Source organism: Parasphingorhabdus sp. SCSIO 66989 (assembly GCF_032852305.1).
Classification (GTDB): domain Bacteria; phylum Pseudomonadota; class Alphaproteobacteria; order Sphingomonadales; family Sphingomonadaceae; genus Alterisphingorhabdus; species Alterisphingorhabdus coralli.
The window spans coordinates 216455-237226 of sequence record NZ_CP136594.1; the positions used below are offsets into that span (position 1 = coordinate 216455).

Sequence of the window (20772 nt, forward strand, 5' to 3'; positions counted from 1 at the left end):
CCCCCGCCTGCGCGGGGCGACAACAAGTGCGTTAGTGCTTAGGGTATCCCATGATCAAACCTTCGGCTTATAGCCGGGCTTCACTTGATCCTTACGCGAGCACATGGCGTGGCAGGCGGTCTGGCATTGGTCCATCGGCCCCGGTTCATCATCGCCCAGCGGCACCGCTATGGTCTGTTCGACCCCATCGGACGAGCATAGGCTGATCAGCATGACGCTGCCTTCCGGCACCAACATCTGCATCAGCACCGGGGTCATCGCCATGGTGGCGAGCGAGGACAAGGCCGGGGCGATGGCAAAGCCATGGCTGCGGAACCAGTGCATTATTCGCCCTCCCCATCATCACCCGAAGCCGGCGCTTCGTCATCGATCAAAACGCGATGCGCCGCGCCGTCCAGATCCTCAAACTGGCCATTGCGCATGGCCCAGAAGAAGAAGCCCAGACCGCACAGACCCATAAACAGCGCGATGGGAATCAGGATCGCCAAGCCACTCATGCCGGGGCCGCCTGCATATTGGGCATGGTTGCCAAAGAAGGTTCGTTGGTATCTTCGTTATGGTCAGAGGGCAGCGCCCGGCTCAAGCGCAGCGCATTACCGACGACGATCAGCGAGGATAGCGACATGGCGACTGCGGCAACCAATGGCGTAACCATGCCCGAAATTGCCAGCGGTACGGCGAGCACATTATAGCCAATGGCGAGCGCGAAATTCTGTTGTACAATGGCCATGGTCCGCCGCGCCATATGCACCGCCAGGGCCGGACCCATCAGCGAGTCCCCGGTGAACACCGCATCCGCCGCCTGCTGACCGACATCGCTCGCCGAACCGGGCGCCATGGAAACATGTGCCGCGGCCAGCGCCGGGCCATCATTTAGGCCATCACCCACCATCAGGATATTGCGTCCGGTTGAACTCAGCCGGTCGATGGTTTCCAGCTTATCCTGCGGGCTAGCCCCGGCCTGCGCCGTCAGACCCAGCTGCCGTGCCACCGGGGCGACGGCATCGAGCGTATCGCCGGAGAGGATTGAGGCAGTCATGCCCTTGTCAGCCAGCGCGGCCAATGCGGTGTCGGCATCGGGGCGCAATGGATCGGTGAAACGGATCAGCTTGGCTTCCGCGCCGATGCTGAGCGTGACCGCCAATCCCTCGCTCTGCGCATCGCCTTTGCCGAGCCGAACTTCCTGCCCTTGCCACAACGCACGCATGCCTTCGCCCGCAATCTCGTTGGGCTCGTTGATCTCCGCAGGCGTCAGCTTCTCCGCCAGCAATGCCTCCCGCAATCCCTTGCTCAACGGATGGCGGCTCGCCTGGGCCAGCGCCAGCGCCACGCTTTTCTCTTCGGGCGACAGATGATCAATGCTGCCCGGGCGCGGGCGGCCCAGTGTCAGCGTACCAGTCTTGTCGAAAATCACATGATTGGCCGTCGCCAGCCGCTCCAGCGCGCTGCCATCCTTGACCAGCACACCGCGCTTCATCAAAGCGCCCGCGGCCACAACCTGCGCTGCCGGAACCGCAAGGCCTAGCGCGCAGGGGCAGGTGATAATCAACACCGCCACCGCGATCAGTAGCGACTGGTGCACACCCGCGCCCGCAATCATCCAGCCGGTGAAGGACAGCAGCGCCAGGGAGTGCACCGCTGGCGCATAATAGCGCGCGGCCTTGTCGGCGATACGGACATGGAAGGAGCGATGCTGCCCCGCCTCATCCATCAGCCGCGCAATATCTGCAATGCTGGTATCATTGCCGCTGGCGGTGACGCGCACCCGCACTGGCGCGGTCAGGTTCACCGTCCCGGCATAGACCGCATCGCCCTTGCCCTTGTTCTGCGGGTCGCTCTCACCGGTGAGCATTGCCATATCAAAGCCGCTCGCGCCTTGGTCGATCACACCATCGGCAGCCAGCCGCTCGCCCGCCGCCAATTGCATCGTCATTCCCGGCTGAATATCGCGTGCCTTGGTCCATGCCGTCGTACCATCGGGCTGCACCACCATGGCCCCCGGCGCGCTCTTGCCGAGCAGGGCAGCAATGCCGCTGCGCGCTTTGTCACGCATCATCCCGTCAAGCGCGCGCCCGGCGAGCAGGAAGAAGAGCAGCATCACCACACCATCAAAATAGGCATGCGGCCCATCGGTGGCGGTCTCATACAGGCTGAGGCCGGTGGCGAGCAAAATGCCGATGCTGATCGGGACATCCATATTGGTGCGCGCATGTTTGAGCGCCATCAGCGCCGAGGCAAAGAAAGGACGGCCCGAATAGGCAATCACCGGAATGGCGATCAGTGCCGAGAGCCAGTGAAACAGCGCGCGCGTATCACCATCGGCACCCGACCAGATGCTGACCGAGAGCAGCATGATATTCATCATGCCAAAACCGGCGACCGCCAGCGCGCGCAGCAGCGCTTTGCTCGATCCCTTTTCCTCGGCCAGCGGATTATCCGCCAATATCTGCGCCTCGAAGCCGATATCCTCAATCGCGCGCAACAGATCGGCTTCGCTCAGCGCCGGATCATGCGAAATCGCGACCTGTTTCGAGGAGAAATTGACCCGCGCCGCCGCGACGCCGGGGACAGCATTCAGCCCGCGCTCAATCTTGGAGATACACCCGGCGCAGCGAATGGCAGGCACGGCAAAGCGGCTATCCTCACAGGCAGCGGCATCATCAACCGAAACAGGCGCATAGGCCGCGTTCACAATATCTCGCTCCGCATGCGATAGCTTTGGCCCGCACGGTCAATTGCGATCTGCAGCTTCCACCGGCCTTCGGGCACCGGATCGACGCTGCGATACACGCCCGGCGCGCTCTCGCTGAGTTGGAAGGTAAAGGAATCCGCACGACCAACCGGATGCATCGCCTCGGCGGTGATATTCGCGCCGGTCATCGGTGCCTTTTCATCGCCCAGAGTAATACGCATCACCACATAGCCATCCTCACGCAGCGGCTCGGAGATGGTCCAACCATAAAGCTCCTGCGCCCGCGCCGCTTCCAGCCATTCATTATATTTCTGGCTGGCGACATAGCTGTTATCCACCACCGTGCCGCCAAAGCTGGAAATCGCATAGCGCGCCATCACCAGATTGACCGCGATGATCACCCCGAAAAAGGCGATAAACATTGCCAGCGCATGATAGCCGGTGAACTTCTTGGGGGGCTTGCGGCCATTATTCATGGTCATGCTCACTGTCCTGGCCTTTCAAAGGTGAAGCTCTCGCTGTCGCTGGCCTTGCTGTCATCGGCAGCAGCATCGGCACCGCGCGCGGTGATGGTCAGCTCTTCACCTGGCGCGCCATCACGCGGTGCGACGACGAAGAGCTGCAGCTTGCCGACACTGTCCGCAGGCACGGAGGCGGTGAAGCTGGTTTGGCCATCGCGGCGCGGCACGGTGTCGCTCCACGCGGTTGCCCCTTCCAGACCGCTGACCGAGATAATCACATCGCGCGGACGGTTCTCCATATTGCGCAGCTTGACGGTGAAGCTGTTGCGCACATCGCCATTGGAGAGCTGAACAAAAGGCGGGCTGCGATCCTGTTGCGCCGCCAGATCAAGCCGCGAACGATTGCCGAGAACAAACAGCATCGCCATGCCGATACTGGCCCAGAGCGTGAAATAGGCGAGCGTGCGCGGACGCAGCAGCATCTTCCAATTGGCGCGTGCCGGTTCACCGGCCTTTTCGCGCTCAGTGTCTTCCTCGGTAATATAGTCGATCAGGCCGCGTGGCCGTCCAACCTGTTCCATCACGGTGTCACAGGCATCGATGCACAGCGCACAGGTGATGCAGCCAATTTGCGGACCTTCGCGAATATCAATGCCGGTGGGGCAGACGGCGACGCACTGGTTGCAATCGACACAATCGCCAAAGGCGCCAGGCTGTTTCTGCGCTTTTTTGACGCTGCCACGCGGTTCACCGCGCCAGTCCTTATAGGTGACCATCAGCGATTTTTCATCCATCATCGCCGTCTGGATGCGCGGCCATGGGCACATATAGATGCACACCTGTTCACGCATAAAGCCGCCAAAGATGAAGGTGATCGCCGTCAATATGCCAACCGTGGCATAGGCGACAAACGGCGCCTCGCCCTGCCAGAAATCCACCACCAGAGTCGGCGCATCGGCAAAATACATGATCCATGCACCGCCGGTCCAAAAGGCGATAAACAGCCAGATGCCCCATTTAGTCAGCCGCTTGCGGACCTTAGTAAAATTCCAGGGCGAATCTTTCAGCCGGAATTGCGCATTGCGGTCGCCATCGACCCAGCGCTCGACATGCTGGAACAGATCGGTCCACACCGTCTGCGGACAGGCATAGCCGCACCAGGCGCGACCAACAGCGGAGGTGATCAGAAACAGGCCAATCCCCGCCATCACCAGCATCCCGGCGACATAATAAAATTCATGCGGCCAGATTTCGATGCTGAAAAAGTAAAAACGCCGATTGGCGAGATCGACCAGCACCGCCTGATCCGGGGCATAGGGTCCGCGGTCCCAGCGTATCCATGGCGTGATATAATAGACCGCCAGCGTCACCGCCATGATCTGCCATTTCAGACGCCGGAAAAAGCCGTTTACCGCCTTGGGGAAGACGTCCTTGCGAGCGGCATAAAGATCAATATGCCGCTCCGGCTCGGCGGTGATATCAGGGTTAGCCATCGCTGCTTTCGCTATCTGCCGAGGCGGTTTCGGCTTGCGCCGCGCCTTCGGCATTTTCGGTTTCTTGCCCTGCTTCCTCGGGCACCGGCGCGGCCTCACCACCGCCGAGCGAGTGGATATAGACCGCCAACATGCGGATCGTGGCCGCATCAAGCCGCTGGCCCCAGCGTGGCATCACGCCATTGCGGCTATAATAGATGGTGTTGGTGAGTGATTCCCGATCCGTGCCGTAAAGCGCAATCGCATCGGTGAGGTTGGGCGCGCCGAGCGAGCGATCGCCCTTGCCCTCGGCACCGTGACACACTGCGCAATTATTGGCGAACAGCTCTGCACCGCGCTGCGATGCGGCGCTTGCCTGCTCCTCGCCCGACAATGTGCGGACATAGGCAACAGTATCGGCAATCTGCGCGCTATCGAGCAGGCCATCGGCACCAAAGGCTGGCATTTGCGAGAAACGAGTCTCATCATGGTCCGGGTTCCGGATGCCATGCACCAGCGTATATTCAATCGCTTCCAGATCACCGCCCCAGAGCCAGTCATCATCGTTGAGATTGGGGTAGCCACCAAGGCCCGCAGCATCGGCGCCATGGCATTGCACGCAATGGACCTTATAGGCCGAGGCACCGCCCTGTATCGCGGTGGTGCGCAATTCGTCATTGCCGGGGATGGAGTTGATATCGGCAGCGATCAGCGCCTCATGCACCGGTGCCAATTGTTCCTGACGCGCAGCAAGCTGCTGCTCGACATCGCCGCGGCTTGACCAGCCGAGAACGCCCGCTGTGGCGCTGTTCACCAGTGGCCAGGCGGGATAGAGGATGACATAGACCAGCGCCCAGAAGACGGTGGCATAAAAGGTCCACAACCACCAGCGCGGCAGCGGCGTGTTCAGCTCCTCAATGCCATCCCATTCATGGCCCACCGTATCGGTGCCGGTGGCTTCATCGGTGCGAATATTCTCAGCCATTGTCTTTTTCCCTGTTTTGGGGTTCTTCTTCGGCGAAAATCATATTGGCGGCTTCCTCGCTGCGCTGGGCTCCCCCGGGGCGGAACAGCCACAGGGCAAAGCCGATCCACAGCAGGGTCATGAACAACAGACCCCAGCTATCGGCAAATTGACGCAAGGCTTCGTAGCTCATCGCGGTTCCTCCAGAGCCTCGGCCGAGTCAAAATCGACCAGCGTGCCGAGCATTTGCAGATAGGCGATCAGCGCATCCATCTCGGTCAGCTTGTTTGGGTTGCCGTCAAAATCGCGCACCTGCGCCTTGGGGTAGCGCTCGAGCAGATCGCCAGTGCTGGCATTGGGATCAGCCTGGGCCAGCAGGTCATCATTAGCGGCTTCGATAGCCGCTTCATCATAAGGCACGCCGACCAGCGACAGCGCCTTCAGGTCACCGCGCATATCGCCCGCTTTCAGCTCACGATCAGCGAGGAATGCATAAGGCGGCATGATCGATGTTGGCACCACATCGCGCGGATTGATCAGATGCGCGCGGTGCCATTCATCCGAATAGCGATTGCCAACACGCGCCAGATCAGGCCCGGTGCGTTTTGACCCCCATTGGAACGGATGGTCATACATGCTCTCGGCCGCCAGCGAATAATGGCCATAGCGCTCCACCTCATCGCGGAACGGGCGCACCATCTGGCTGTGACAGGTATAGCAACCTTCACGGATATAGATGTTGCGCCCGGCCAGTTCGAGCGGCGAATAGGGGCGCACACCTTCTACTTCCTCGATGGTGTTGTCGATCCAGAATAGCGGCGCGATCTCGACAATGCCGCCGATAATCACCGCGACAAAGGCAAATACCGCCAACAGGCTGACATTGCGCTCAAGCTTTTTGTGGTTTTTTGCAAGTGCATCCATTGTTCAGCCCTCCCTTATTCCGCCGGTACCGCTTGGGGCACGACCGGACGGTCGGCCTCAATGTCATGCGGCGTTTCGGTCATGGATTTTTCTTCGCGTTGATGGCCGAGAATGGTGCGCCAGACATTATAGACCAGCACCCCGGCACCGGCGAGATACATCAGCCCGCCCGCAGCGCGAATGAGATACATGGGCAGCATCGCGTCAATGACTTCGCTGAAGGAATAGACGAGATAGCCATCCGAGCCATATTCGCGCCACAACAGGCCCTGCATAATGCCGGCGACCCACATGGAAGCGGCGTAGAGCACGATGCCGATAGTCGCGAGCCAGAAGTGCCAGTTGACCATGCGCAGCGAATAAAGCCGTGGCACACCCCAGAGACGCGGCACCAGATAGTAGATCGCGGCGAAGGTGATCATGCCGTTCCAGCCCAAAGCGCCGGAGTGCACGTGGCCGATGGTCCAGTCGGTATAGTGTGACAGCGAGTTCACCGCCTTGATTGACAGCATTGGCCCTTCAAAGGTGCTCATGCCGTAGAAAGCGAGCGCCAGCACCATCATGCGGATGATCGGATCGGTGCGGATCTTGTCCCATGCGCCGTTGAGCGTCATCAGGCCGTTGATCATCCCGCCCCAGCTGGGCATCCACAGCATGATCGAGAACACCATGCCCAGCGTCTGCGCCCAATCGGGCAGCGCGGTATAATGCAGGTGGTGTGGACCAGCCCATATATAGAGGAAGATCAGCGACCAGAAGTGAATGATCGACAGGCGATAGCTGTACACCGGTCGCTCGGCCTGTTTCGGCACGAAATAATACATCATCGCCAGGAAGCCGGCGGTGAGGAAGAAGCCGACCGCATTATGGCCATACCACCATTGGGTCAGCGCATCCTGCACCCCGGCAAAGGCGCTGTAGCTTTTGGAACCGAGCAGCGACACCGGAATGGTCAGTGCATTAACCACATGCAGCATGGCGACGGTCAGGATGAAGCTTAAGAAGAACCAGTTGGCGACATAGATATGCGGCTCGGAGCGCTTGGCGATGGTGCCGATAAATACAACGCCATAGCTGATCCAAACCACCGCCAGCCACAGGTCAACATACCATTCCGGCTCGGCATATTCTTTCGACTGGGTGATGCCGAGCAAATAGCCGGTCGCAGCCAGAACGATAAACAGCTGATAGCCCCAGAATACGAACTTCGCGAGGCCGGGGAAGGCAAGCCGCGCGCGGCAGGTGCGCTGGACAATATAGAAGCTGGTGGCAAGCAGGGCATTGCCGCCAAAGGCGAAGATAACCGCCGAGGTATGCAGCGGCCTTAGTCGCCCGAAAGTGGTATATTCGAGATTGAGATTGAGCACCGGAAAGGCGAGTTGCAATGCGATATAGAGGCCAACAATAAAGCCCGCCATGCCCCAGAATATGGTCGCGATAACGCCCCAGCGGATGACATCGTCATCATAGACGCCCTGATCCGCCGGCGCGCGCAATATGCCGCGCGATATCGCGGAATAATCGGCACCGCTCATGGTGAACCACAGCACCAGCAGACAGGCGATAGCCACGATCACCATATGCACCGCAAAACCGGTATCCACCGCAAATACCGCCGCCGCCAGAGCAAGCAGTGCCAGCAGGAACCAGCCGCCCGATTTCAATACCAGAGTTTCCATAATTGTCTTCCCGATTGGCCGGTAATGCGACCGCCCCTGTTTGCTTTTGCTGATTGCGGCGACAGAACTGCCGCCATCGCGCGCGTTGGTGCACCCAAAGCCTGTGCCGGTTCATTGATCTGGGTCAAAGTGGACGGCAAAAAGGCGAGAAAAATGCGGCATTTCAGGGTAGTCGCTATGGCGGTAGCGCGTGGCTATAGAACCCGGCTATTGCAGGTGCGAAGTGATGCGAATTATTGGATGGTGGGGTCGGGCGTATAAGGCCGTAGCTGCTGACGCCCAGGGCCATTAAGGGCCGTCTATTTCCGCCTGCTCGGCGAGCCGGTCACGATCAACGATCTGGATATGACGCCGGTCCGGCAGGGCAATAATGCCTTCTTTTTTCAATCGGCTGAGCTGGCGGCTGACGGTCTCGATAGTCATGCCGAGAATATCGGCGATCTGCTGCCGACCAAAAGGCAGCTCAAATAGTCCCGGCGTGGTTCCTGCGGCCGGAGTAGAAGCCGAGAGGCGATCCGCCATTTCCAACAGGAAGGTTGCGATCTTCTCCGGCGCTGTCTTGCGACCGAGCAGCAGCATCCAGTGCCGCGCCCGATCCAGTTCGGTCAGCGTGCGGTCGAGCAGTTTGTGTTCCAGATCGGGATGCTCGCGCGCAAAGCCATCAAAATCGCGACGCGAAAAGGCGCAGAGATGCGCATCGGTCAACGCGGTGACTGAATGCAGGCTGCGCCCGCCAAAAGGACGGCCGATAAAGTCGGAGGGATAGACGATACCGACAATCTGTTCGCGGCCATCGCCCATGGAAGTGGAGAGCTTCATCACGCCTTCGACGACATTGGCCACCAGAAGTGATTCATCGCCTTCCCACACCAAAGTCTGTCCGGCTGACAAACGATGCATACGCCCCTTGCTGTTGAGCACCGCCAGTTCATCGCTGGAGAGCGCGCTGCAAATCGCCGTGTTACGGACAACGCAATCGTCACAATTTGTGTGATGATAATTCATTTTACGGGTGTCACCAATTCCATGAACAGAAACAAGCCGGATTAGAACAATCTGTCAAGATAAATTGACATCGCACAAAGAAGCTACCGCAATTGCTTACTATTTTCTGACGGAGATCACGGTCATTGCGGTTTAACAGATCAGCAATAGCTCAGCAGAACAAATTGCAACGAGTCTATCGCGGCGGGAATTCGGCCAATATATCGCGCACGCCCTGCTGCACCGCCTGGGCATTGCCTTCGCTATCGCCGGTGGTAATGCGCTTGGTGCCAACGCCATGCCAGACAGGTGCGCGCCGACTTACATCAAAAATATCGATGGAAAGCGTACCTTCAGTATAGTTGTTGACCACGGTTTCGGTGGCCATGCTGGGATAATAGGCCGGGAAATAGCCACGGCCCCAGCGCCAGCTCGCCCGGGTGCCGTAATAGCGATAATAGGGATCGGCCACCGGCACTTCGCTCACCCGCGTCTTGTCGCGTGCGCCGACGGAATAGGATACGGCAAAGTCCGCCTTGGATGAGTCGGCGACAAAGCTATAGCCGCGCGCTTCCAATGTGCTTTTGATGCCATTGGCAATCTGCTGCTGCGCCAAGGGCGATACCGGATAATCACCCAGCGGCGAAAACGGGTTTTCCCCGGCCCAGCCAAAGGTGCGATAAGCGGAGAAATCCTGCGCCGGATCGCTGTCAGTGGTGATATTGGCGGTGGTGGCACAGCCTGAAAGGCTGAGAGATACGGCTGCAAATGCGGCGATCAGAGCGGGTTTCATTGTTGCATATCCTTCTTCGCGTGATCTGCGGAAACTATCGTATTTGGTTCGGCTGGTCGATAGAAATTGCTTCGCTTATGGCGCTTGTGTGGCTGGTTGCGGCTGACGCCAATCGCCGCCAAGTGCCAGGCTGATATCGAGATATTGGTTAAGCTGGGCGCGGCGGATGGAAATCAGGTTGCTCTGCGCAGCGAACACACGTTGTTGCACCGACAAGACGTCGATAAGATCAATCTCGCCTTCCTTGTAGCGCAGTACTGACAGGCGATAGGCATTGTCCGTTTCCTGATTGGCGCGTTCGAGCGCCGCGCGCTGTTTACGCAGCGCAACGCCGAGATCGAGCGCTTGCTCGACCTCGCTAAAGGCGTTGATCGCGGTATCGGCATAGAGCGCTACTGCGGCTTGCGTATCGGCATCAGCCAGATCGACAGCAGCGTCGCGCGCGCCGCCATCGAAAATCGGCGCCAGAATATTGCCCGCCAGCGTCCACAACATATTGGCCGGGTCGAGCACATCTTCGAGATCATTGGACGCACCATTAAGCGCCGTGGTCAGCGAGAAACGCGGCAGCTTGGCCGCCTGCGCCACCTTGCGGCTGTTGATCGCAGCGGCAATCTGGCGTTCGGCAGCGATAATATCGGGGCGACGTTCGAGAAGCTCGGACGGAACACCCGCGCCCGGAGGCGCTGGCAATGCCGGGAAACTACCCGAAGTCTGTATCGCTGCGGCAGGATAGCGCCCAAGCAGCGCCTCCAGCGAACGCACCGCGATCAACCGGCTGTTCTTCGCGCGCTCCAGCGACTCCTGCGCCGTCGCCAGATCGGATTCGGCCAGCGACACGTCAAAGGCCGAAGCCATGCCATAGCGATAGCGGGCATTCACCACCCGCGAAATCTCGGTCAGCGCATCGACAATGCCCTGCGCCACGACAATCTGCTGGTCGGCCTCCAGCGCCAGAAAATAGGCTTGGGCGACAGCCGAGGCGATGGAATATTGGGCAAAGACATAATCCGCCTCAACGCTGCGTGCGCTTTCGACGGCAGATTGCTGTCCGGCGCGGATACGGCCCCAGACATCGACTTCCCAACTGGCCTGCACCGCCACGTTATAGCGTTCAAATCCCGGGATACTGCCTATGTCGATAGGCAATCCGCCGAGGTTCTGACTTTCCAGCCGCTCGATATTTTGCACCGTGCCGCTGGCATCAACGCTAGGCAATAAAGGCGACCCTGCCTGCCGCGCCAAGGCCCAGCTGCGCTCGACATTGGCCGCGGCGGCGCGCAGATTGCGGTTATTTAGCTGCGCTTCTTCAACCAATTTGGTTAAAACAGGGTCATTATAGGCCTCGATCCAGCCAACTTTGACATCCCCCACACGCTCGCGCGCAGACGTCCATGCCTGTGGCAATTCAGGTAGGCTCGCCGCAGCTTTTTCCACGGTCTCGCGGTCGGTCGCCGGTTTGATGGTGGCACAGCCAGACAGCAGCAATGCCGTTGCCGCTATCGCTGCCAAGGAACCGAGCCGGATCATGCGGGGGCTCCTTTCTTGTCCGCCGTTTCATCCGGGCTGATGCCAAAGATCATGGCGTAGAAGATCGGAATCATCACCAGCGTCAGCAATGTGGCAAAGGTCAGGCCAAAGATCAGCACCACCGCCATGGATTTGAAAAACGCATCAAGCAGCAAGGGAATAACGCCGAGCACGGTGGTCATAGAGCCCATCATTACCGGGCGCACGCGGCTGGTGGCGGAATCGATCACCGCATCATAACGCGGTTTGCCCTCGCTAATCTCCAGGTCCATCTGGTCCACCAGAACAATCGCGTTCTTGATCAACAGGCCGGACAAGGACAACAGGCCCAATATCGCCATAAATTCAAAAGCGGTATTGGTGACCAACAGGCCCAGCACGACGCCTACCAGACAGAGCGGCACCACCAGCCAGATGACCAAAGGCTGGCGCAGCGCGTTGAACAGGAACACCACCACCAACACCATAGCGCTGAAGCCCAGCGGGAACGTTGTCGCAAGATTTTCATTGGCCTCGCTGCTGTCGCCATATTCGCCATTCCATTTGAAAGAATAGCCCTCAGGCAGATCAATAGCCTCAACCTCCGCCGCGATCCGCTCACGCAAAACCCCAGCCAGATCGCCTGGCGCCGGATCGCTCTGCGCATTGATCGCCCAGACACGATCAACCCGGCGCAGCTTGGCATTGTCGCGGATCGTCTCGAACCGATCGACCACCTCCAATATCGGCACCGAAGCACCGGTGACCGGGCTGACAATCTGGATACCGCGCAACGCCTCGGCATTGACCCGCTCACGTTCGGGCGCACGCGCGACAATCTGGATCAGCAAATCTTCCTCACGATAGACGCCGACAGCGCGGCCCGAAAAATTGGCGCGCAGTGCATCGGCCAAATCCTCACGCGATATGCCGAGGCGACGGCCATTATCCTCATTATAGACCGGGCGCACCACCGTGACCTGCTGGCTCCAGTCATCCTTGACCGAAACCGCGCCGCCATCGGCGACCATGATCGCCTTGGCCTTGTCCGCCAAGCCGCGCAGCACATCCGGATCGGGCCCGGAAAACTCCGCCTCAATCTTCGAGCCGCCACCCGGGCCTAGCTGGAACTGCCAGACCTTGGCCTGGGCATTGGGGTAGTTGGCGTCGATATGCTGTTGTATCTCGTTGAGCATATCGGGGATCAGGTCATACTCCTCCACCTTGATCAGAAACTGACCATAGGCGCTGTTCGGTGATTCCGGGCTATAGACCAACATGTACCGCAGCGTTCCCATGCCCACCAGCGTCTGCACCGTGTCGACGCCGTCGAGCTTTCTGAGATAGTTCTCCAGCTTGGTCATCTCGGCATTGGTGACGGCGATATCAGTGCCTTCGGGCAGGTTGAGATCAACCACCAGCTGCGGCGTTGTCGAGGGCGGGAAGAAGCCTGGCTTGATATAGTTGAAACCGAGAATGGCCGCGACAAACAGGCCCACCACGACAATGACGGTCAGCCGCGAGCGCGCCAGCATCGCCCGCAAAAACGCCTTATAGCGCGCAAAGAAAGGATGCTCGGGCTTTTCCTCTATCTCCCCTTCCTGCGGCTCAGGAAACAGCATATCTGCGAACAGTGGCACCGCGGTGATCGCAAACAGCCAGCTATAGAGCAGCGAGATCATCACCACCCAGAACAGATCGCCGGTATATTCCGCCGTCGAACCCGGCGCGAAACCCACCGGCGCAAAGGCGATGATGCCCACCAAGGTTCCGCCGAGCAGCGGCCATTTGGTTTTGCGGACAATCTCCTTGGCGATATCGAGCTTTTTCTGACCCTGTTGGGTGCCGACCAAAATCCCCTCGGTCACCACAATCGCATTGTCGACCAGCATCCCCAGCGCGATAATCAACGCGCCCAGCGATATGCGGTGCATCGGAATATTCATCACAAACATGGTGCCGAGGGTGGCGGCGATGGTGAGGATCAGCACCGCGCCGATAATCACCGCCGAGCGCAAGCCCATGAAGAAGAACAAGGTCACCAGCACGATAATCAGCGCGGCGATCACATTGACGACAAAGTCCGAGACCGCGACCTCGACAATTTTGCCCTGATGGTAAAACTCATGCACCTCTATGCCAATCGGACGCAGCGCCTTGGTCTCTTCCAGCTTGGCATCAATCGCATTGCCCATTTTGGCAACATTGGCACCGGAGATATTGGAGACACCGATACCAATCGCGGGTTTACCATTATGGCGGATGATCAGGCTGGGCGGATCGACATAATCGCGGGTAACCGTGGCAACATCGCGCAGGGTGACAATCCGGCCTGTGGCTGCCGTTGATACCACCAGGTTGCTGATCGCCTCGACCGAATTGATATTGCCGGTAGGTTGAATCTCCAGCCGGAAATCACCGAGCCTTATATCGCCTGCGGATACTACCGAATTCTGTTCGGCAAGATCTGCATAGATTTGCTGCACCGACAGGCCCAGCGCATTGGCGCGCTCGCGCGATATCTCGACATAGATAACCTCTTGCTGCGCGCCTATTGGCTGCACCTTGGCGACATCATCAACCGAGAGCAGATCGGTACGCAAATCGCGCACATAATCATAAAGCTCGGCATAGCTGAAGCCATCGCCGGTGACGAGATAGTAAAGCCCGTAAACATCGCCAAAATCATCATTGACCTGCGAGGTCTTTACCCCCGGCGGCAACCGCGATTGCGCATCCGCCACCTTGTTGCGCAGCTTGGTCCAGATCAGCTGCAGATCGTCTTTCTCCGGCGAGAAGCGATAGAGAATATCGACGCTGATCTCCGACCGACCGGCCGACGAGATGGAGCGGATTTCCTCGACTTCCTGCAACTGTTGCACCGCGCTTTCCAGCGCCTCGGTCACTTCATTGGCGACTTCTTCAGGGGTTGCACCGGGATATTCAGTAATAATCTGCGCCGTGCGGATGGTGAATTCAGGGTCCTCGAACCGGGCGATATTCTGATAGCTATACCAGCCGGAGAGCATCGCGATGGCGATCACGATGAAGCAGATCAAGCGGTTCTTGATCGAGAATTCGGCCAGATCCATGAGCTACGTCCCGCCCGGCACGCTATTCTTCATAGGCACGGATCTTCATGCCCTCATGCAGATAGGCCGCACCTGCCGCAACAATCGTCTCCCCGGGTTTGAGCCCGGCAATCACCCGCACCTGCTCATCGACGCCATTATCGACCTGAATGGTGCGCTTCTTGACCAGCATCGTCTTGGTATCAACGACCCAGACCGAGCGCTTCTTGCCATCTGATATAACCGCGCCCAGCGGGATGTTGAGGGCCTTGCCAGCGCCCTCACCCCGCAGCAGCGCGCGGCTGCTATACACCGTCGCGGTCATGCCCGGCAGCACGATCAAATCGCTTGGCGGATCAAAGGCAAAATTGACTTTAAAAGTCTGTGACTGGGTATCCGCCTGCGTCGTTGCCGCGAGAAAGCGACCCGGGATTTTGACATTGGGCGCGCTGCTTAGCACGACATAAGCTTCATCCACATTGGAGTTGGCACCGCCAATCTCGTCAGGGTCGGCCAGACGCGGTACCAGACTGGCGGGCACGCTGACTGAAGCTTCCGCCGCGCCTCTGGATTGCACGGTGACAATCGCCTGGCTGGGCGAAACGCTCTCAAACTCGGTAATATGCTTCTCCGCGACCAGCCCCGAAAACGGCGCGCGCAAAACAGTATCGGCCAAATCCTTGCGCGCGCTGTCGAGCTGCGCCATGGCGGTATCGCGCTGCGACTTGCGCTGCTCAACGACAAGCCGCGCAATCGCGTCCTGTTCCAACAGCCGCACCGCACTCTGATACTCCGCCTCGGCCGCATCATATTGCGCCTTGGCCGAAGTCACCGCATTGCGAAACCGCCGCTGGTCAAGCCGACCCAGAACATCACCGCGCCGCACCGCCTGGCCATTGCGGATCGGCAAATCCTGCAACAGGCCGCCCACCTGAAACGCCAGCGTAGAGGACTGGCTCGCCTCAATGATCGCCGGGAAGCTGGTGTCAAACGTATTGCTGGCGGACTGAACCACAAACAGCTTCGCCGGACGGGCTGGCTCCTCTTCGGCCGGTTTTTCGCCACCACAGGCTGTAAGCGCGACCAACAAAGCCATGACAAAGCATCTGGCCAACCCTTTTTGGAAAAATGCTGTCCGCATCTACTATCTATTTTTTCCCACTACATGCGAGGCACGGTAAGTGGCTTCTTGCAATGGATAAGCTGCGAAGACAACTGATTTTACGGATTTTATAAGGTTGCGAAAATGGCGGAGACGGAGTCGGTCAAGACCATTAGACATAATGGTTTTAAAAGTGATAATCTCGAACGCTAAGGTTAATTATAACATAAGCTCTCATATGAATGTTCGGTTATGCCGGGTCATGCGAGACTATATGATTGTCGGCTTGGCAGAACATCGCTCGTGCGCTTAAAAGGCTTGCTGGCAGAAATCTGAAGAATAGATCTCTAAAAATCACCAGCTTGCAGCGAGGACAGTGGGAGCCACCATAGAAATCGATAGGAATATGCTTTTCGGCTGTCATATCTGCTAGCGACCACTCGTCATCATGGATAGTGTGAACTGTCAATTCCGGTGCCGCTTGGCAAGGCACGGTGTCATATGCAATTTCAAGCCGCGCCTCCGCAAAGTTCACCGCCGGTCTTTTCCCTGGCCTCTTCAAGAGTCACTTCAGGCGCTAGTTCTACAACGTGGTAAGCGCCATCGTACACATCGAATACGCCTAGATCGGTGATGACCCGGTCAACGCAGTTCTTACCCGTGAGCGGCAATGTACATGCCTCGAGCAATTTGGGCCTGCCATCCTTGCTGACGTGATCAGTGATCACCACCACCCGTTTGACACCGGCGACCAGGTCCATGGCGCCGCCCATGCCCTTGACCATTTTTCCGGGGATCATCCAGTTGGCGAGATCGCCATTTTGCGCCACTTCCATCGCGCCCAATATGGCAAGGTCGATATGGCCGCCACGGATCATGCCGAAGCTGTCGGCTGAGGAGAAATAGGAGCTTTCGGACAATTCGGTGATGGTCTGCTTGCCGGCATTGATCAGGTCAGGGTCTTCATCGCCCGGCAACGGGAAGGGCCCCATGGCAAGCATCCCGTTTTCCGATTGCAGGATCACGTCCATGTCGTCGGCTATGTAATTGGCCACCAAAGTCGGTATGCCGATGCCGAGATTGACGTAGAAACCGTCTTCCAGTTCCTGCGCGGCGCGGCGGGCCATGTCTTCGCGTGACCAGGGCATCAGGCATTCTCCTGCCGGTTGGTGACGAATTCGATTCGCTTGGGCACCGCCGCCTTGACAATGCGCTGCACGAAGATGCCCGGCGTATGCACCTGGTCCGGCGGGATGGCCCCGTTGGGCACAATCTCTTCGACCTCGACAATGGTCAGCCGGGCGCAGGTTGCCATCATCGGGTTGAAATTGCGCGCGGTCTTGCGGAACAGCAAATTGCCCTGATAGTCGGCTTTCTCGGCCCGGATCAGCGCCACATCGGCGCGGATGCCGCGCTCCTGAATATAGGTTTCGCCGTCAAACTCTTCATGCTTCTTGCCCTCGGCAATCACCGTGCCGACACCGGTCTTGGTATAAAAGGCGGGGATACCGGCACCACCGGCGCGCAATCGTTCGGACATTGTGCCCTGCGGACTGAATTCCAGCTCGATTTCCCCCGCCAGATAGGCCTTTTCAAAGGTTTTGTTGTTGCCGACATAGGAGGAGATCATCTTGGCGATCTGGCCGCGCTCGATCAGCTTGGCGAGACCAATGCCATCGATACCGGCATTGTTGGACACCACCGTCAGCCCGGTAACGCCGGTCTCGGCCAGCGCATCGATCAGACTTTCGGGCATACCGCAAAGGCCGAAACCGCCACAGGCGAGCAGCATGTTATCCTTGACCTGACCGTCCAGCGCCGATGCAGCAGACTCGAATATCTTGTTCACGAAGTGCTCTCCAGCGATGACCGTCCGGGCGGTGCGTTTTGTATTTCGACGATAAAGGCGGCGGTGGAATAGGATGACACCGAATAGGGCACGGCATAGGTCAACACGATCTTCCACCAATAGGGCCAGTCCCCGATCAGGATGGCATCACCGTGGTTGAGCAGCACCAGCAACGTGCCGACAATCATACTCACTTTGATCGCGCGCCTGATCGTGACCGGCAGCAGCAGCGCACCCCAAAAACTGGTGTCTTGCGGCACCGTCATACCGCCTCCAGCGCCAGTGCCGCGCCCTGACCGACGCCGACGCACATGGTGGCCAGCGCCAATCGCCCCTTGCGGCGCTTGAGTTCACGCGCAGCCGTCATCGCGATGCGTGCGCCGCTCATACCCAGTGGATGGCCGAGTGCAATCGCGCCGCCATTGGGGTTGACATGATCGGCATCATCGGAAACCCCGAGCTGCCGCAACACCGCCAGCGCCTGCGAGGCAAAGGCCTCGTTGAGTTCGATGACGTCATAATCTTCGGTGCTGATGGCGTGGCGCTGATTAAGCGCTTCCACCGCGCCGACAGGCCCGAAACCCATGATACGCGGGGCGATGCCCGCACTGGCAAAACCGACAATCCGTGCCAGCGGCGTCAGGCCATGGCGCTGTATTGCGGTTTCGCTGGCGACGAGCATCGCCGCGGCACCATCATTGACGCCCGAGGAATTGCCGGCGGTGACCGTGCCGTTTTCGCGGAACGGTGTCGGTAGCCGGGCAAGTTTTTCAAGGCTGGTATCGGCACGCGGATGCTCGTCCGCCGTCACGGTCTCGATCGTGCGTTTATCGATACGCACCTCGATAGCGGCTATCTCCTCGCCCAGCCGTCCATCTTGCTGCGCCCTGGCCGCACGCTGTTGCGAGCGCAGTGCGAACGCGTCCTGATCCTTGCGCGAAATGTCGAAATCCGCGGCGACGTTCTCGCCGGTTTCGGGCATGGAGTCGGTGCCATAGGCCTTTTGCAAAGCGGGGTTGATAAAGCGCCAGCCGATAGTGGTGTCATAGACTTCGGGGGTGCGCGAAAAAGCCTTGGCCGGTTTCGCCATGACGAAGGGCGCGCGCGACATCGATTCAACCCCGCCCGCCAGCACCAGATCGGCATCGCCGGAGCGGATCATCTGGGCTGCGCTGGCGACTGCGTTGAGGCCCGATGCGCATAGCCGGTTCACGGTCACGCCGGGCACGGTTTCGGGCAGACCGGCGAGCAAGGCGGCCATGCGTGCGACATTGCGATTGTCCTCGCCCGCCTGATTGGCGCAACCGAAGATGATATCATCGATATCGTTCGGGTCGCATGACGATGCTTCGGTCAGAACCGCATTGATGGCATGTGCCGCCAGATCGTCGGGGCGAACAGACGACAATATACCGCCATAGCGCCCTATCGCGGTGCGTTTGTTTTCGCATAGAAAGGCTGCATGTGTCTGGGTCATTCGGGGCGCCTGCCTTCCCATGCATTGTGCAGAAGGGTCTCCAACGGTGCGGCTTCGAGCCGGCGCGGATTATAATAGGGGTTTTCCAGAGTGAGCTGGATGGCCCGCTCTATGCCATCCTCGGGCATGCCCAGTTCGCGCAGCGATGTCGGCACGCCGGCATTTTTCGCGATATCGAACAGCGCTGCTGCCGGATTTTCCGATCCGGTTGCGCGTTTTAAGCGCTCCACCGCATCGGGAATGGCGGGCATATTATAGGTCAATGCATGCGGCAGAACCACGGTGTGCGTTTCGGCGTGGGGCAAGTCGAAACTGCCGCCGAGAACATGGCACAGCTTGTGATGCAGCGCGACGCCGCCCAGCCCCAGACAGGTGGCGCAGAGCCATGCACCGTAAAGCGCATCACTACGCGCTTCGCGATCACGCGGGTCACCGGTTGACAGACGAGCAAGTGCGTCGGTGAGGGCGCTGATCCCGGCTTCGGCCATCAGGGACAGCACCGGATTGGCATTTTCGGCATAGATGGCCTCAACTGCATGGGCGATGGCGTTCATGCCGCTGGTGACGGTCATCGCTTCGGGCAGACCCAGCGTCAGGTCGACATCATAGATCACCGTTTCCGGGAGCACCCTGGGTGTCGACTGGGTGGTTTTCTGGCCGCCCTCAGTCTGGCCGATAATCGCCGTCATTTCAGAACCGGCATAGGTGGTCGGTATCACCAGCTGCGGCGCATCGTTGCGCAGCGCTATTGCCTTGCCCAAACCGATTGTCGAACCGCCGCCGAGTGAGACCACGCCATCCGCGCCGGACTCCTCGAAACGGCGCATGGCGCGATCAGTAACATCAACCGGAGTGTGCATCGCCGCTTCTGAAAAAACCCCTGCCGAACGCGCGCCCAGCGATTTTGATAGCGCTTGTGCATCCTCGCCCTGAAACTCTGTCGACAGTAGCAGCGCGCGATTGACGCCAAGGCGTTCGAGTTCGTCAGCGGTTTGCGATAATGTGCCCTCGCCAAAGATAACCCGCGCCGGGTTGGCGAGATAGGTGAAATTCCGGCTCACGCAGCTACTCGCGTAATATGAGAAAGCGCATCGCGGGCGATGTCCAGCTCGTCACTATTGTCGCTGTCGAGCAGCGGCAAGAAATTATGACCGACCTGCGGATAGACTTTAAGCGTCATCGCAGACACATCCGGTGCCATTTCGGTCAATTTGGCAATATTCTCGGTGCCGACCGAAGCATCTTCCTCGCCGAGCAGCATGGTGAACGGCTGGGTGACGCTGCTGATATAGTCGAACGGCACCTGCAAAGGGTCGCTATTGGGCAGGCCCTGGGGAAATCCGTAAAGCCCGACCAGATCGGCATCCAAGCCGCGTCGGGCCAGTTCAAAGACATAAAGCCCGCCAAGGCAGAAGCCGATAACCGCATCAATGCCTTGCTCTTTGGCAAAACTCTCGAAGCGATCAACAAACGCCTTGTCCGCTACCTGGTTGCGCCGCGCAAAGGCAGCTTCGCGGGTGTTTTCCGGAAGATCGCCCAGGCCAGCAAAGGTATCGACCAGGAAGACATCTGCACCGGACTGCTGCAGCAAGGTAGCTAGGCCGCGATAGAAATCGTTGCAGCCATAAATATCGGGCAGCAGCGCGACTTTACGGCCATCAGGATTGGCGAAATGATAGCCTTCCACCGCATCTTTGAATTCTGTTGAAGCACTGGGCTGCGGAAAGGCGTTAATGGGTGCGCCATGGCACATGACCGGTTCTCCCGTTCAGATCGAGACAAATATGCCGGGCCA

The 20772-nt window shown here is 58.9% G+C and carries 20 protein-coding genes; all 20 read right to left on the reverse strand.

Going from position 1 to position 20772, the window contains the following annotated elements:
• Positions 1-54: 54 nt before the first annotated feature.
• Positions 55-324, reverse strand: coding sequence for a hypothetical protein (locus RB602_RS01040; protein WP_317082139.1), 270 nt, complete (start codon positions 322-324; stop codon positions 55-57).
• Positions 324-497 carry a cbb3-type cytochrome oxidase assembly protein CcoS gene (ccoS, locus tag RB602_RS01045; RefSeq protein ID WP_317082141.1) on the reverse strand — a complete coding sequence of 58 codons (174 nt, stop codon included), beginning with the start codon at positions 495-497 and terminating at the stop codon, positions 324-326. Before ccoS ends, RB602_RS01040 begins: the two co-directional genes overlap by 1 nt.
• Complete coding sequence (locus RB602_RS01050) at positions 494-2692, reverse strand: heavy metal translocating P-type ATPase (RefSeq protein ID WP_317082143.1); 2199 nt, start codon at positions 2690-2692, stop codon at positions 494-496. The genes ccoS and RB602_RS01050 overlap by 4 nt, the downstream gene beginning before the upstream one ends.
• On the reverse strand, positions 2689-3174 hold the full coding sequence (locus tag RB602_RS01055; protein WP_317082145.1) for a FixH family protein: 486 nt from the start codon (positions 3172-3174) through the stop codon (positions 2689-2691). Before RB602_RS01055 ends, RB602_RS01050 begins: the two co-directional genes overlap by 4 nt.
• Before the next feature lie 2 nt (positions 3175-3176).
• Entirely contained in the window at positions 3177-4646 is a 1470-nt protein-coding gene (gene ccoG, locus RB602_RS01060; protein ID WP_317082146.1) for a cytochrome c oxidase accessory protein CcoG, read from the reverse strand.
• On the reverse strand, positions 4639-5610 hold the full coding sequence (gene ccoP, locus RB602_RS01065; protein ID WP_317082148.1) for a cytochrome-c oxidase, cbb3-type subunit III: 972 nt from the start codon (positions 5608-5610) through the stop codon (positions 4639-4641). Before ccoP ends, ccoG begins: the two co-directional genes overlap by 8 nt.
• Entirely contained in the window at positions 5603-5782 is a 180-nt protein-coding gene (locus RB602_RS01070; RefSeq protein WP_317082150.1) for a cbb3-type cytochrome c oxidase subunit 3, read from the reverse strand. Before RB602_RS01070 ends, ccoP begins: the two co-directional genes overlap by 8 nt.
• Positions 5779-6513: a cytochrome-c oxidase, cbb3-type subunit II gene (gene ccoO, locus RB602_RS01075; RefSeq protein ID WP_317082152.1), complete on the reverse strand. Its 735-nt coding sequence runs from the start codon at positions 6511-6513 to the stop codon at positions 5779-5781. Before ccoO ends, RB602_RS01070 begins: the two co-directional genes overlap by 4 nt.
• 14 nt (positions 6514-6527) lie before the next feature.
• A complete protein-coding gene (gene ccoN, locus RB602_RS01080; RefSeq protein ID WP_317082154.1) occupies positions 6528-8192 on the reverse strand; it encodes a cytochrome-c oxidase, cbb3-type subunit I in 1665 nt (554 codons plus the stop codon).
• A 288-nt stretch (positions 8193-8480) separates the two neighbouring features.
• Entirely contained in the window at positions 8481-9197 is a 717-nt protein-coding gene (locus RB602_RS01085; protein WP_317082156.1) for a Crp/Fnr family transcriptional regulator, read from the reverse strand.
• A 175-nt stretch (positions 9198-9372) separates the two neighbouring features.
• On the reverse strand, positions 9373-9969 hold the full coding sequence (locus tag RB602_RS01090; RefSeq protein ID WP_317082157.1) for a DUF4136 domain-containing protein: 597 nt from the start codon (positions 9967-9969) through the stop codon (positions 9373-9375).
• A 75-nt stretch (positions 9970-10044) separates the two neighbouring features.
• Positions 10045-11499, reverse strand: a complete 1455-nt coding sequence (locus RB602_RS01095; protein ID WP_317082159.1) for an efflux transporter outer membrane subunit — start codon at positions 11497-11499, stop codon at positions 10045-10047.
• The gene (locus tag RB602_RS01100) at positions 11496-14570 is read right to left on the reverse strand and encodes an efflux RND transporter permease subunit (RefSeq protein WP_317082161.1); all 3075 of its coding nucleotides are present in this window, start codon (positions 14568-14570) and stop codon (positions 11496-11498) included. The genes RB602_RS01095 and RB602_RS01100 overlap by 4 nt, the downstream gene beginning before the upstream one ends.
• A gap of 22 nt (positions 14571-14592) precedes the next feature.
• Positions 14593-15645 (reverse strand): efflux RND transporter periplasmic adaptor subunit, encoded by a 1053-nt coding sequence (locus RB602_RS01105; protein WP_317082163.1) that lies wholly within the window; start codon positions 15643-15645, stop codon positions 14593-14595.
• A 515-nt stretch (positions 15646-16160) separates the two neighbouring features.
• Positions 16161-16799: a CoA transferase subunit B gene (locus RB602_RS01110; protein ID WP_317082165.1), complete on the reverse strand. Its 639-nt coding sequence runs from the start codon at positions 16797-16799 to the stop codon at positions 16161-16163.
• Positions 16799-17500 (reverse strand): CoA transferase subunit A, encoded by a 702-nt coding sequence (locus RB602_RS01115; protein ID WP_317082167.1) that lies wholly within the window; start codon positions 17498-17500, stop codon positions 16799-16801. The genes RB602_RS01110 and RB602_RS01115 overlap by 1 nt, the downstream gene beginning before the upstream one ends.
• Positions 17497-17766: a nitrate/nitrite transporter NrtS gene (gene nrtS / locus RB602_RS01120; protein WP_317082169.1), complete on the reverse strand. Its 270-nt coding sequence runs from the start codon at positions 17764-17766 to the stop codon at positions 17497-17499. Before nrtS ends, RB602_RS01115 begins: the two co-directional genes overlap by 4 nt.
• Positions 17763-18977, reverse strand: coding sequence for a 3-oxoadipyl-CoA thiolase (pcaF, locus tag RB602_RS01125; RefSeq protein WP_317082171.1), 1215 nt, complete (start codon positions 18975-18977; stop codon positions 17763-17765). Before pcaF ends, nrtS begins: the two co-directional genes overlap by 4 nt.
• A complete protein-coding gene (locus RB602_RS01130) occupies positions 18974-20038 on the reverse strand; it encodes a maleylacetate reductase (protein ID WP_317082173.1) in 1065 nt (354 codons plus the stop codon). Before RB602_RS01130 ends, pcaF begins: the two co-directional genes overlap by 4 nt.
• Complete coding sequence (locus RB602_RS01135) at positions 20035-20730, reverse strand: dienelactone hydrolase family protein (protein WP_317082175.1); 696 nt, start codon at positions 20728-20730, stop codon at positions 20035-20037. The genes RB602_RS01130 and RB602_RS01135 overlap by 4 nt, the downstream gene beginning before the upstream one ends.
• Positions 20731-20772 lie beyond the last annotated feature (42 nt).